Source organism: Nodosilinea sp. AN01ver1 (assembly GCF_050565655.1).
Lineage (GTDB): Bacteria > Cyanobacteriota > Cyanobacteriia > Phormidesmidales > Phormidesmidaceae > Nodosilinea.
Genome location: NZ_JBNXVS010000003.1, coordinates 154,349 through 166,391, shown reverse-complemented (window position 1 = coordinate 166,391; position 12,043 = coordinate 154,349). Strand labels below are relative to the sequence as shown.

At 55.8% G+C, this 12,043-nt stretch carries 14 protein-coding genes, 1 tRNA gene and 1 other annotated feature; of the genes, 5 read left to right on the top strand and 10 right to left on the bottom strand.

Features of this window, described 5'->3' with window-relative positions:
* Positions 1–34 precede the first annotated feature (34 nt).
* A complete protein-coding gene (locus tag ACQ4N7_RS04795) occupies positions 35–895 on the bottom strand; it encodes a methyltransferase domain-containing protein (RefSeq protein ID WP_430710482.1) in 861 nt (286 codons plus the stop codon).
* A gap of 139 nt (positions 896–1,034) precedes the next feature.
* On the opposite strand from ACQ4N7_RS04795, the gene ACQ4N7_RS04790 reads away from it, so the two are divergent.
* The gene (locus ACQ4N7_RS04790; protein WP_430710481.1) at positions 1,035–2,369 is read left to right on the top strand and encodes a TrkH family potassium uptake protein; all 1,335 of its coding nucleotides are present in this window, start codon (positions 1,035–1,037) and stop codon (positions 2,367–2,369) included.
* 12 nt (positions 2,370–2,381) lie between these two features.
* Here the strand turns inward: ACQ4N7_RS04790 and ACQ4N7_RS04785 are convergent, their stop codons facing one another.
* From ACQ4N7_RS04785 to rplS, 9 genes are all read right to left on the bottom strand, one after another.
* On the bottom strand, positions 2,382–2,585 hold the full coding sequence (locus ACQ4N7_RS04785; RefSeq protein ID WP_430710480.1) for a hypothetical protein: 204 nt from the start codon (positions 2,583–2,585) through the stop codon (positions 2,382–2,384).
* Positions 2,586–2,750: 165 nt separating this feature from the next.
* Positions 2,751–3,158 carry a 50S ribosomal protein L7/L12 gene (gene rplL, locus ACQ4N7_RS04780; protein WP_106868003.1) on the bottom strand — a complete coding sequence of 136 codons (408 nt, stop codon included), beginning with the start codon at positions 3,156–3,158 and terminating at the stop codon, positions 2,751–2,753.
* Between the two features lie 60 nt (positions 3,159–3,218).
* Entirely contained in the window at positions 3,219–3,779 is a 561-nt protein-coding gene (gene rplJ / locus ACQ4N7_RS04775; RefSeq protein ID WP_430710479.1) for a 50S ribosomal protein L10, read from the bottom strand.
* Between the two features lie 76 nt (positions 3,780–3,855).
* Positions 3,856–4,014 (bottom strand) — a sequence feature (ribosomal protein L10 leader region).
* 67 nt (positions 4,015–4,081) lie between these two features.
* Complete coding sequence (gene rplA / locus ACQ4N7_RS04770; RefSeq protein WP_106919588.1) at positions 4,082–4,795, bottom strand: 50S ribosomal protein L1; 714 nt, start codon at positions 4,793–4,795, stop codon at positions 4,082–4,084.
* 85 nt (positions 4,796–4,880) lie between these two features.
* The gene (rplK, locus tag ACQ4N7_RS04765; protein ID WP_430710478.1) at positions 4,881–5,306 is read right to left on the bottom strand and encodes a 50S ribosomal protein L11; all 426 of its coding nucleotides are present in this window, start codon (positions 5,304–5,306) and stop codon (positions 4,881–4,883) included.
* 3 nt (positions 5,307–5,309) lie between these two features.
* The gene (nusG, locus tag ACQ4N7_RS04760) at positions 5,310–6,014 is read right to left on the bottom strand and encodes a transcription termination/antitermination protein NusG (protein ID WP_430710477.1); all 705 of its coding nucleotides are present in this window, start codon (positions 6,012–6,014) and stop codon (positions 5,310–5,312) included.
* Positions 6,014–6,259, bottom strand: coding sequence for a preprotein translocase subunit SecE (gene secE, locus ACQ4N7_RS04755; protein ID WP_430710476.1), 246 nt, complete (start codon positions 6,257–6,259; stop codon positions 6,014–6,016). The genes nusG and secE overlap by 1 nt, the downstream gene beginning before the upstream one ends.
* A 221-nt stretch (positions 6,260–6,480) precedes the next feature.
* A tRNA-Trp gene (locus ACQ4N7_RS04750) sits at positions 6,481–6,553 on the bottom strand.
* Positions 6,554–6,596: 43 nt separating this feature from the next.
* Positions 6,597–6,962, bottom strand: a complete 366-nt coding sequence (rplS, locus tag ACQ4N7_RS04745; protein ID WP_017297710.1) for a 50S ribosomal protein L19 — start codon at positions 6,960–6,962, stop codon at positions 6,597–6,599.
* Between the two features lie 185 nt (positions 6,963–7,147).
* Between rplS and ACQ4N7_RS04740 the strand changes: the two genes are divergently transcribed.
* The 4 genes from ACQ4N7_RS04740 (at position 7,148) to ACQ4N7_RS04725 (ending at position 11,998) form a co-directional block, all read left to right on the top strand.
* On the top strand, positions 7,148–9,406 hold the full coding sequence (locus tag ACQ4N7_RS04740) for a GAF domain-containing sensor histidine kinase (RefSeq protein ID WP_430710475.1): 2,259 nt from the start codon (positions 7,148–7,150) through the stop codon (positions 9,404–9,406).
* A gap of 51 nt (positions 9,407–9,457) precedes the next feature.
* Positions 9,458–10,126 (top strand): DUF2301 domain-containing membrane protein, encoded by a 669-nt coding sequence (locus tag ACQ4N7_RS04735; RefSeq protein ID WP_430710474.1) that lies wholly within the window; start codon positions 9,458–9,460, stop codon positions 10,124–10,126.
* A 186-nt stretch (positions 10,127–10,312) separates the two neighbouring features.
* Positions 10,313–10,783 carry a hypothetical protein gene (locus tag ACQ4N7_RS04730; RefSeq protein WP_430710473.1) on the top strand — a complete coding sequence of 157 codons (471 nt, stop codon included), beginning with the start codon at positions 10,313–10,315 and terminating at the stop codon, positions 10,781–10,783.
* Between the two features lie 294 nt (positions 10,784–11,077).
* The gene (locus ACQ4N7_RS04725) at positions 11,078–11,998 is read left to right on the top strand and encodes a PstS family phosphate ABC transporter substrate-binding protein (RefSeq protein WP_430710472.1); all 921 of its coding nucleotides are present in this window, start codon (positions 11,078–11,080) and stop codon (positions 11,996–11,998) included.
* Positions 11,999–12,043 lie beyond the last annotated feature (45 nt).

Here is a 12,043-nt window from a genome sequence, read left to right as displayed (position 1 = left end):
ATAGCTAGCTTCCGCTTCTTGGCCTACCGATCGCCTAGCGCACCGCACAGAGCAGCCCGTAGCGAATCAGACCGCTCTGTAACCCCTGGCGCATAGGAGCCAGGGCCAAGGCCCCCTGCAAAGTAACCGGACCAGCCTGAAGCAGCCCTGCCAGTCCCTCCGGCGTCAGAGCCGAGGCGATCACCTCATCCCAAAAGGGGGCCACCGCCAGCGACCAGTCGGCGCTGTGCAGGTGGCTAAACCCGCAGCTGTGCGCGATCACCTCGTAGTCAGGTAGAGCAATCACGTAGGGCAGACCGTAAACCTGATAAATCCAGTTGAGCTGCTGCTGCTCTAGCCAGGTTAGCGGTCCTGCCAGAGAGTCTGTAGGGCGGTGGCACCAGGTCGCCATCAGTAGCCTGCCGCCGGGCTTCAGCAGCCGGTAGCACTCCTGCAAAAAAGCCACCTTGTCGGGCATGTGCTCCCCACTCTCCATCGACCACACAAAATCAAAGCTCTGATCGGCGAAAGGGGTACTCAGCGCATCGGCTACCTCAAAGCGGGCGCAGGGGGACACATCCCCGCCTAGACCGGCAGATTGAGCCCGCTCCGTTGCTCGCTGGGCCTGACGTGGGCTGAGCGTAATGCCCGTTACCCTGGCGTTAAACCGAGTTGCCAACTCCAGCGCACTGCCGCCAATGCCGCAGCCGCAGTCAAGAATGTCTACAGCCTGGTCAATGCCCGCCCAGCTCAGACACTCATCAATTAAATCAATCTGGGCCTGGCGGCGATTTTTGCGCTGACGACCATCGGCACCGTAGTAGCCGTGGTGCATGTGCTCGCCCCAGATCTGCTCCCACAGCCCCGACGAGTCGTCATAGAACGTCTGAATTTTTTTGTACAGGGCATTGGCCATAGTCACTTAAACGCGAAAGAACATTGCCCCAATTGGAGCTAGCGGTTAAATCTTGCGGCATAGTGGTCGAGAGCGTCAACTCATGGAAATATAGGGTTGCCTCATTCCCCCTAACTCCCTGGATGCCTTGCTCATGCAGATGACGGTTCCTCGCACCATATGTCTTGGCTTTCTTGTACTGATCACCCTTGGCACTCTAGTGCTGTTTCTGCCCATATCCACGACCAATAAAGGGTGGGGTGATCCGCTGGTAGCGCTGTTTACGTCTACTTCCGCCGTTTGCGTTACCGGGTTAATTGTGGTCGATACCGGCACCTACTTCTCACCCTTTGGCGAAGCCGTTATTTTGACGCTGATTCAGGTGGGGGGGCTAGGCTACATGACTGCCAACACCTTTTTGGTGCTCTTGCTAGGGCGACGACTGGGGCTGCGAGAGCGATTGGCCATTCAGCAATCAATGGATAACACCGCCTTGGCCGGAGGTAAATCGCTAGTTCTCTCCATCATCGCCATGACGCTTGTCTTTGAGCTAACCGGGCTGTTCTGCCTTTATCCGGTATTCAGCCGAGACTACGGACCAGCTTATAGTCTGTGGTTATCGTTATTTCACAGCGTTAGTGCCTTTAACAATGCTGGCTTTAGCCTATTTGAAGACAGCCTGATCGGCTATGCACTCAACCCCTGGGTCAACGCCATTATTACGGCTTTGGTTATCCTTGGCGGCATTGGTTATCAGGTAATTATGGAATTTCTTACCTGGCTGCGCAACCGCATCCAGGGCAATCGCTGCCGAGGCCTGTTTTCCCTCAACTTCAAAGTCGTCACCAGTACCACAGCGGTGCTGCTGGCCGTAGGTACGCTGGCCTTCTTTGCCATCGAGTATCAAAATCCAGATACGCTGGGGTCAGTAAGCCCCCAGTACAAACTGCTGATTGCCTGGTTTCACTCCGTTATTGCCCGTACCGCCGGGTTTAACAGCATTGATATTGGGGCAATGGGAAATGCCTCACTGTTTATCATGATTGCTCTCATGTTTATCGGAGCCAGCCCCGGCAGCACGGGCGGTGGCATTAAGACCACCACTATTCGCATTCTGATTGCCTGTACTCGAATGGCTCTACAGGGCAAAGAGCAGGTACTCTGTTTTAGGCGGCAAATTCCAACGAGTCGGGTGCTGAAGGCGATCGCAGTCGTGGTCGGGTCAGCCCTGGTCGTGGTCGTCGCCACGGCCCTAGTCGCCGTCAGCAACCCTACCCTAAACTTCATCGAAATTCTCTTTGAGTCAGTTTCAGCCTTCGCTACCGTAGGGCTTTCAACCGGTATAACCGCCGATCTCTCAGACGTCGGCAAGTACGTGATTATCTGCACCATGTATCTAGGTCGGGTAGGAGTGCTACTGTTTATGGCTGCGCTGCTGGGCGACTCCAAACCCTCCGCCATTCAGTATCCCGAAGAAGAACTTTTGATCGGCTAAAATCTCTCAGTCCTAAGCCGCAGACTCAGCAAAAAGGGGAGCCAGTGACTCCCCTTTTTGTGGCTGGGTTGGTTTCTGCTGCGAGCGATCGCTGAGCCGCTGGCGCAGAGTTTGCTGCCGTTTTTGCAGCTGTCGCTGGCGGGCGGTACCACCTCGGCCCTTATCATTGCGGCCCGACTTGCGGGGCGACTCCCATCGCTTCAGGTGTTGTGCCATCACTGATTTCCGTACGTACTGATCCAATGCTAGCTCCCTCAACGGTGATTGGCTACCTGAGGGAGCCGCCATCTAGCGCAGGGAAAGGCCAACCAAAATCGAAAAAGCTCCCCGTGCGACCACGGGGAGCTGTCCAACACCAAGCCTTAGCGGAAAAGCATGGGGTTACTTGACAGAAACCTTGCCGCCAGCTTCTTCAATCTGCTTCTTAGCATCTTCGGCGTCTTCCTTGGTCACACCTTCTTTGACGGCCTTAGGAGCGGCTTCCACCATTTCTTTGGCTTCTTTTAGGCCCAGACCAGTCAGACTGCGCACCACCTTAAGAACGGCAATCTTCTTATCGGCGGGCACTTCTTCAAGAACGACATCAAACTCAGTCTTCTCTTCTTCAGGCTCAGCCGCTGCTGCGCCGCCGCCGCCCATCATGCCGGGGGCCATCATCATCATGCCGCCGCCAGCGGAGGCAGAAGCGTCAACACCAAAGGCCTCTTCAATTTGCTTAACCAGCTCAGAGGCTTCAAGCAGAGATAGAGACTTAAGCTGTTCGAGAATTTCGTCGGTTTTAGCAGACATAGTTACCGGTTAACTCCTGGTAAAAAAACAATTTAGACACAAAAAACGTGAGAGACGAGCCTAGGCCGCGTCTTTTTCGGAAACCGCCTGAAGAGCACGAGCCAGAGATGCAGGAACCTCTCTGACGCCCACTGCCAGCTGAGTTGGCACGGCATTGATACCCACGGCCACGCGAGTCGGCATTGCCTTGATAGCCCCGGCCAGACGAGCCATAAGCTCTTCTTTCGTAGGCAGTTCGGTAATGGCCTTAATCTGGTCTTCATTCAGGGCCTGACCTTCCATGACACCGCCCCGAAGGGTCGTTTTTTTAGTGTCTTTTTGGAATGCCTGGTACTCCTTGATGGCTCCGCCAAAATCTTCTTTGACCAGCACAAAGGCTGAAGAATCTTTGAGGAACTCAGTGATGGGCTGCCAGTTGTCGTTGCCCTCAACGGCAATACGCATCAGCGTGTTTTTGGCGATTTTGCACACCGCGCCCTTGGGCCGTAGCCGGTTGCGCAGGTTGCTAATCTCAGCCACAGTAAGACCTTTGTAGTCAATTACAAAGGCTAGCTGGGCCTCGTCGAGCAGCTCCTGAATTTCAGTTACCAGCTCTTTCTTATTCGCTAGGGTTCTCCCCATATCGATCTCACCTCCTTGTAGTTGGGGATAGGGAAACTTGATTACCCCATCCAGGACTTGCTATACCGCGATCGGCATTGGCCAAAAATAAACCCCGACAACCATGCCGGGGTTAGACCAACAACCGCATATGCTTAGCCTGAGCAAAAGCACGCCAGTCGTTACGTCAACCTCGGCAGGATTTATGCAGCGCTTGGCCAGCACCTGCTGTCTACGGTCGTCTATGCGGTTTTAGGGGATTATTTCAGCCTCTTAGTCTCCTGGTTGGTCTGGGGAAAACTTGGTTTGCCTGGCTGGTTAGCCTAGGCAGCATCGCTCATTTTGAAGTCACGCAGAGCGTTGACGTCTAGGCGAATAGCAGGCCCCATGGTAGAGGCAATAGCAACCGTGCGCCAGTAGCGCCCCTTAGCCCCAGAAGGGCGGTTGCGATCAACGCTCTCTTGCAGAGCTTTAAGGTTGACCATCAGATCGTCAACGCTAAAGTCTGCCTTGCCAAACATAACATGGACAATCCCGGTTTTGTCAGCACGATACTCTAACTTACCGGCCTTAAACTCGCTAATCGCCTGAGGCAGATCGAAAGTGACGGTACCGCCCTTCGGCGAAGGCATTAAGCCACGCGGACCCAGCTGACGACCCAACTTCGCCACCTGAGGCATGACATCGGGGGTAGCAATCAGGATGTCAAAATCCATCATGCCCTTTTGAATCTCATCAATGAGTTCTTCAGACCCCACCAGGTCAGCTCCGGCAGCGGTCGCCTCAGCCACCTTTTCGCCCTTGGCGATAACGGCCACTCGAATGGTCTGCCCAGTTCCCTTGGGCAGAATAACCGTCGTACGCAGCTGCTGGTCGGTGTATTTGGGGTCGATGCCCAACCGAATGTGGGCTTCTGCCGACTCGGTAAACTTAGCGGTAGCCGTTTCTTTGAGCAGTTCTAGGGCTTCTAGAGGCTCATAAAGACGGTCTTCTACCTTGGCCTGGGCTTCCCGCAGGCGCTTAGATACTTTAGCCATGGTAATCTCCTTGGGGTCAAACGAAGCGGTGCCTCTCCCCCGTAATGTGAACAGTTAAACGCTGGCTGAGAGCAAGCCTCTTGGCCTAATCGCCAATGGTGACACCCATGTTGCGAGCGGTACCCTCAACAATATTCATCGCGGCCTCAATATCGTTGGCATTGAGGTCGGGCATTTTGGTCTCGGCGATTTCTTTAAGCTGAGCCCGGGTAATAGAGCCAACTTTTTTAGTGCGGGGCTCGCCTGAGCCGCGCTCGATACCAGCAGCCTTTTTGATCAGAACCGAGGCAGGAGGGGTTTTAAGGATGAAGGTAAAGCTGCGGTCTTCAAAAACCGAAATCTCAACCGGTATCACCAAGCCCACTTTGTCCTGGGTGCGGGCGTTGTACTCTTTGCAGAACGCCATAATATTGACCCCGTGCTGACCCAGGGCTGGGCCAACGGGGGGAGCTGGGTTGGCCTTTCCGGCAGGAAGTGCCAGCTTAATCAGCGCTACAACTTTCTTAGCCATTAATTAACTCTCTTTTTCCACTTGGTTGAATTCCAGTTCCACTGGTGTGTCGCGTCCAAAGATGGACAACAGCGCCTTGAGCTTGCTGCGCTCGGGGCTAACCTCCACCACCTCGCCCTCAAAGTCTTTGAAGGGACCCGAGAGCACGGTGATCTTGTCTCCAGGGGCCATATCGACCTTGACCACCGGCTTTTGCTCTTCGGTACGCTTGAAGATGCGCTTTACCTCGCTCATACCGAGAGGCATAGGCTTGACGTGGCCACGACCGCGACCATAGGCTCGACGCTGTTCAGCCCCAACAAAGTTGATGACGTGGGGAGTGTTTTTAACCACCGACCAAGCCTCATCATCCATGTACATGCGCACCAGGACGTAGCCAGGAAAGACTTTTTCGTCAATATTTTGACGGGTGCCGTCTTTGCGAAGCTTAATGGCTGGAGTTTGAGGGATCTCAACCTGAAAAATGCGGTTGACAACATCTAAGGTGTTGACGCGCTGCTCAAGGTTGAGCTTGACCCGTTTTTCACAGCCGGAGGCGACCTGTACGGCGTACCACCGAGCCTTGCGCTGGTAGTAGCGAGCCGCTTCACCTTCGTTGCCTTCTTCTGTGGAAGGCTCAGCGCCCTCTGATGGTGATTCAGTCTCTAGCTCGTCGGCCAAAGGCTCATCGAGAGGAGCATCGTCGTAGTTGAAGTCTTCAAGCGCCATTAGAATACCTGCCCCGAAATCCACCCAAACAGTCGGTCAACCAGATAGATTAGGGTTGCAGAAAGGCTAACCATAAGAATGACAGCGGCAGATTCGCTAATCAGCTGCTGCCGACTTGGCCAAACCACCTTGCCCAACTCTTCTTTAGTGCCCTGCAAGAAGGTACCGACATTAAAGCTTTGCTCGGCACCCTGGGTATCTGTGGTCTTACCCTTAGACTCTATGGCAGTGTCTTTTTTAACCACTGGTTTGGCTCCTGTTGGCGCTTGTCCGAACTGTCTAACTGGAAGGATGAACCGGTAACGTTGACCTAACTAAGTAAAAGATTCAACTTAGTGACCTGCTGAGAGCCGCAACTAAACCTGGCCTAATCAACAGGTGTAAGGCAGTGACAATGCCCGCCGCGCTGAACTGTTTTAGAACAAAAACACCAGCTGCCTTGGAGATTGTCACCGCTACACCTCAGCGCGCCCTGGAGGACTCGAACCCCCGACATCGGGTTTTGGAGACCCGCGTTCTACCAACTGAACTAAGGACGCATGGAGCCAGGTGCTAGGCACCAAAACTCAGTTATACCCAATTCTAGTTGATTGGGCGGTCAAAACGCTGCTTCAGGCGAGTTGCTTTACCAACGCGATCGCGGAGGTAGTAGAGCTTGGCCCGACGAGCCTTACCGCGACGCAGCACGGTGATGCTGGCCACTTTGGGAGCATGGAGCAGAAAGACTCGCTCGACGCCTACCCCCTGGAAAATCTTTCGCACCGTGATGGAGCGATTGATACCGCCGTTGCGCATGGCGATGACGGTGCCCTCGTAGGGCTGAATTCGCTCTTTGCCACCCTCTTGGATGCGCACACCAACACGGATGGTGTCGCCGACGTAGATGGTGGGCAGATCGGTCTTTAACTGCTCCGCCTCAATTGAGCGGATGATTTCCTCTGCGTTCATAGGGCCTGCAAATGTGCACGGTCTACGATTATAGACTATGGGTGCAGTTAAGTCATAGCCTGCCGTAATCTTTTTCTGTAATTAGATCTTTTTAGTGGGCTGAATAGGCCATTGTCGAGCGGCTCTGGGCATAGTGTCTATAGAGCATACGCCCCTTTCTCTCGCCCCCTCTTTTACCACCAGCTATGTCTACCCTGCCCCCTGACTCTATTCCTACGGGAGAGCAGTCTAACCTCGATTTGGCTGCCAATGCTTCCTGGGAGATGCCCTGGGAAATGTTAGATGCGATCGCGGCCCCCCTGTGGATAACCGACCAGCATCACCGCTGGATTTTTCTCAATGCAGCCTGCACCCCGCTGGTGGGCAACGATCGTTCAGCCCTGCTGGGGCAGCGGCAAATGGATGTGCTGCCCCTGGGCGTGAGCCAGGAAGTGATGGCGGCGGGGCAGCGAGCTATGGCCAGCGGCGAAGCGCAGCCTTTTGCGGTAGAAATGACCGATGCTGCCGGAGACTACCGCCGCTTGACGGCGACGGCGTGGCGTTTCTTTGCCCCCAATGGTGACCCTCAGCTAATGGTCAGCCTGCAGGATATTACCCCGCTGCACCGGGTGGAGCAGACGCTACAGCGGCAGTCGGAGCGAGAGCGGCTGCTGGGGGCGATCGCCCAGCATCTTCTACAGTTCCTCAATTCTGAAGACCTGCTGCAAACTACGGTCAATGAGGTGCGCCGCTTTTTGCGCGTTGACCGGGTGCTGTTCTACAGCTTTGATCCAGGCTACAGGGGGGTGGTGGCCGAGTCAGCCCACAGCACGATGGTCGGATCGAATATGGCCCAGATGGAGCTGGGCTTTACTACGGCTGACCTGATGCGCTATCGCCAGGGAGAGCTAGACGTTATCGATGATGTGACCACCGCTGAGCTGGCCGCCGCCGATTTGGCTAAGTTTGAGCTGGCCCAGGTCAAGGCCTGCCTGATTGTGCCGATTGGGCAGGCGGAATCGCTCTATGGCCTCGTGTGTGCTCTAAACGGCAGTGGCCCCCGCCCCTGGGCGACCTGGGAGGTTGAGACGCTGCGAGAGGTGGCTAGCCAGATGGCAGGGGCGATTAAGCAGGCTCGCCTCTACAACCAGGTGCAGCGGCTCAATACCGACCTGGAGCAGCAGGTGACTCAGCGCACCGAGCAGCTGCAGACAGCGCTGGAGTTTGAGGCCACCCTCAAGCGCATCACCGACCGGGTGCGCGACAGCCTGGACGTCAACCAGATTATGCTGACGGCGGTGAAAGAACTGACCGAAGCTCTGGATGTGAAGGGGTCAAATACGTCGCTCTACGACCTGGAGCAGGGCACATCAACCATTTATTACGAGTACAACAGCTCTAGCCCTTCATACCAGGGGCGGGTAGCCCAGATGGAAGCCTTTCCGGAGGTGTACCACCAGCTGCTAGACGGACAGTACTTTCAGTTTTGCTCGGTGGAACCCAACCCGGTGCGGGGCTATGTGGCAATGCTGGCCTGCCCGATTGTGGACGATCGCGGCGTGCTGGGCGACCTGTGGCTAATCAACGGGCGCGACTACGGCTTTAACGACATTGAGATTCGCCTGGTGCAGCAGGTGGCCAACCAGTGCGCGATCGCCATTCGTCAGGCCCGACTGTACCAGGCGGCCCAGTCGCAGGTGGCCGAGCTAGAGCGGCTCAACACCCTCAAAGACGACTTTCTCAGCACAGTTTCTCACGAGCTGCGCACGCCAGTGACCAGCATGCGAGTGGCGCTGCAGCTGCTGGGGGTAACCCTCAACCAGGAGTTTGATTTGACCGCCGATCTGCAAAAGCCGAGGGCCGAGCAGACGCGGATTGGTCGCTACTTCAGCATTTTGCAGGAGGAGTGCGAGCGTGAAATCAGCCTGATTAACGACCTGCTTGACCTGCAAAGGCTGGACGTAGGCAATCACCCGATTCAGCCCGAGCCGATTTTGCTTGAAACCTGGCTAGCCGGCTGGATCGATAGCTTTGTGACCCGCGCCAAGAGCCGCAACCAGACTCTGCAGCTGGTCATTGCACCGGCGATGCCGGTGCTGTACACCGACTTAGCCAGCCTGGAGCGGGTGCTGGCGGAGTTGCTCAACAATGCCTGCAAATATACCCCGCCTGGTGAGCACATCACCCTTGAGGTTGCGGCCCGCCCCGACGCGATTGGTGAACAGGTCGCCATTGCGCTGACCAATACTGGCGTGACGATTCCGGCGGAAGAAATGCCCCGTATCTTTGACAAGTTTTATCGCGTGCCTAGCGCTGACCCCTGGAAGCAGGGCGGTACGGGTCTGGGGCTGGCTTTGGTTAAGAAGTTGGTGGGCCACCTGGGGGGCGATGTGGACGTCACCAGCGGCGAGAACCAGACCTGCTTCACCATTACCCTGCCCACTCAGATGGCGCTAACCCGATAGGCGCTAACTTGATAGGATACAAGTAAGGTTCCTCATCCTAGGGTGAACGCTATGGACAGCGCTGTCAATGAAACTCCTGTGGTGTACTCGGGGCAGTTTGGCGACTACACCATTACCGAGGGCGATCGCCGCGGCGTTGTGCTCTATCGGGCTGGCCTGGCGGTAGCGGCGCTGACCTTTGGGGCGGGCGCTGCGATCGCGCTTTTCTTTCCCCACAACCCGACGCTGGTGCAGGCCATCAGCGTGCTCTACACGCTATTTTGGCTGGGTTTGGGGCTCAGTTTGGCCACCATTCACATTTACCTGGTGCCCCTGCATCGGCTGCTGCAGGCGGCCTGGCTGGGTGGAGGAGTAGCTTCTCTAGTGCTCTCCCACGGTATTGACGGGCCTCTGGCCCAAACGGTAATGCAAACGCCCGCGGTGCTTTGGGGGCTGGGCTTTACTTTTGTGGCTCTCACCGGCATTTTTTTCAAAGAAGCTTTTTGCTTTGATCGCCTGGAGACCAAGCTGCTAACGCCGCTGGTGCCGCTGCTGCTGCTGGGGCATTTAGCGGGCTGGCTGCCCCTGGGTGTGGAGCAGGGACTGCTAACGGTCTGGGCTGTTTTGTTTTTGGTATTTGCGCTGCGCAAAGTCGTACAGCCGATCGTGCCAGACATTGGCGATAAGTCAGTATTCACCTACCTGAAGCAACAGCGCTCAGCGACTCAAAAGCTCAGCTAACCCCATTGAAGATGGATTTTAGGATGGGCTTCAGGGAAAGCTAGCCCGATTGCATCCGCATTTATACTGAGATTAGAGCCCTGCACCAACTCTGGTGCATTGACCACCGGCCAGGGTGGTTGGCCTGTTGATAGCCATTGGCTAGGTAACCTGCGTCCTGATTCGTCACGACCATACGAGAGCACCATGAGTATTTCCCCCAGTCCGGATAGGGCCTCGGTCTCTGTTAACTCAGGGGCTGATTCGCCAGAACTTTGGAGCCTGAACTCGGCTTTCTCACCCCCCGGTAGTAACTCGCTCAGTGCTGACCCCTGGGTCAAGGCGCTATTTACGGTCAGCCAGCGAGCGGCGGCTAAGAAGCGATCGCGCCGCCCCCTGCAATCGCACAGTGCTTCGGGCCCTGGTGTTTACCCTAAACCTGAGGCACCCCAGGACGGAGCAGCGCCGCCGTCTCCCTACTCCCTGGCCAACGCTGCACCTCTGCTGGCCAATCCGCTGGACCCTCTGCGCGATCGCGATCGTCAAGCGTTGGGAGACATGTTTGCCCATGACCAAATGGCGGCCATTGAGGCCGATATTCTCAATCGGCTGAGCCACCTGGTACCTGAACCAATCTGGGACATAGAACCCTACGAGTTTCTGCGGGAGTTTTTGTAGCCTGAGTTGAGCCTTCGCGCCAGGGCTGCCACGCTGCCTTGGCAATTGATCACCTTAATTCGGCAAGATCTGGCCACTACATTAGTAGAGCGGGTCAGCAGTTGTGTACCTCGCTCCATCGAGAACTGCTAGTACCGAGAAGAGACCCTAGACACTGATTAAGGGTCTTTATTAATAGCTCTTAAGCTTTTCTAAACGTAACCTTACCGCTAACATCAGGCTTTCTTAGGATTTGAGCTATAGGCTCTCAAATGGCGAGTTTGATAGTGTTTAGCACGCCACGGAGAGTGTTGTATGGTTCTCAGTAAGCAGAAATTTAACCGCTATGCGCTGGCCGGGGTAGTTACCACCGCTGTGGCAGCGGGCATTGCTGCTCCCAGCGCATTGTCTCAAAATTCAGTTATTCAAGTCGATGGTTCTAGCACCGTCTTCCCCATCAGTGAAGCTATGGCGGAAGAGTTTATGGCTGAAAATCGTGGTACTCAGGTCACCGTTGGGGTGTCGGGTACGGGTGGCGGCTTCAGCAAATTTTGTGCTGGTGAGCTGGATATTACCGGTGCATCTCGCCCGATCAAGGCTTCTGAGGCTGAGGCCTGCGCCGCCGCCGGGATTGAGTACATTGAAGTACCTGTGGCTACCGACGCGCTGACGGTTGTTATCAACCCAGAAAATACCTGGGCTGAGGAGATGACGACTGAACAGCTCAAGATGATGTGGGAGCCTGCGGCTGAAGGCACCATTACCCGCTGGAACCAAATCGACCCTAGCTGGCCCGATGCTCCCATCGACCTGTTTGGCCCCGGCACCGACTCCGGTACCTTTGACTACTTCACGGATGAAATTGTCGGAGAATCGGGCGCGAGCCGAGCTGATTACACCGCCAGCGAAGACGACAACATTCTGGTGCTGGGTGTGTCTCGCGATGCCAACGCTCTGGGCTACTTTGGTCTGGCTTACTACCTGGAGAATCAGGACACCCTCAAGGCTGTGGCTGTCAACGGGGTTGAACCCACCCCTGAGAACGTAGAGAACGGCACCTACACGCCCCTGTCTCGGCCTATTTTCGTTTATGTGAAAAAGGAGAGCCTGGAGAGCCGTCCTGAGGTGCGGGCCTTTGTTGAGTTCATGCTCGACAACGGCCCCGAAATCGTGCCTGAGGTGGGCTATGTGCCCCTGTCTGAGCAGCGCTACGAGTCGATTCTGGCTGAGCTATAAGCCGCGTTAGCTTTGGCGCGATCGCTCGTTGAGCCTGCGCGCTAA

What these genes read in the sequence shown, in the direction of transcription:
- ACQ4N7_RS04795 (WP_430710482.1), bottom strand. Translation starts at nt 895, where the DNA reads ATGGCCAATGCCCTGTACAAAAAAATTCAGACGTTCTATGACGACTCG.
- ACQ4N7_RS04790 (WP_430710481.1), top strand. Translation starts at nt 1,035, where the DNA reads ATGACGGTTCCTCGCACCATATGTCTTGGCTTTCTTGTACTGATCACC.
- ACQ4N7_RS04785 (WP_430710480.1), bottom strand. Translation starts at nt 2,585, where the DNA reads ATGGCACAACACCTGAAGCGATGGGAGTCGCCCCGCAAGTCGGGCCGC.
- rplL (WP_106868003.1), bottom strand. Translation starts at nt 3,158, where the DNA reads ATGTCTGCTAAAACCGACGAAATTCTCGAACAGCTTAAGTCTCTATCT.
- rplJ (WP_430710479.1), bottom strand. Translation starts at nt 3,779, where the DNA reads ATGGGGAGAACCCTAGCGAATAAGAAAGAGCTGGTAACTGAAATTCAG.
- rplA (WP_106919588.1), bottom strand. Translation starts at nt 4,795, where the DNA reads ATGGCTAAAGTATCTAAGCGCCTGCGGGAAGCCCAGGCCAAGGTAGAA.
- rplK (WP_430710478.1), bottom strand. Translation starts at nt 5,306, where the DNA reads ATGGCTAAGAAAGTTGTAGCGCTGATTAAGCTGGCACTTCCTGCCGGA.
- nusG (WP_430710477.1), bottom strand. Translation starts at nt 6,014, where the DNA reads ATGGCGCTTGAAGACTTCAACTACGACGATGCTCCTCTCGATGAGCCT.
- rplS (WP_017297710.1), bottom strand. Translation starts at nt 6,962, where the DNA reads ATGAACGCAGAGGAAATCATCCGCTCAATTGAGGCGGAGCAGTTAAAG.
- ACQ4N7_RS04740 (WP_430710475.1), top strand. Translation starts at nt 7,148, where the DNA reads ATGTCTACCCTGCCCCCTGACTCTATTCCTACGGGAGAGCAGTCTAAC.
- ACQ4N7_RS04735 (WP_430710474.1), top strand. Translation starts at nt 9,458, where the DNA reads ATGGACAGCGCTGTCAATGAAACTCCTGTGGTGTACTCGGGGCAGTTT.
- ACQ4N7_RS04730 (WP_430710473.1), top strand. Translation starts at nt 10,313, where the DNA reads ATGAGTATTTCCCCCAGTCCGGATAGGGCCTCGGTCTCTGTTAACTCA.
- ACQ4N7_RS04725 (WP_430710472.1), top strand. Translation starts at nt 11,078, where the DNA reads ATGGTTCTCAGTAAGCAGAAATTTAACCGCTATGCGCTGGCCGGGGTA.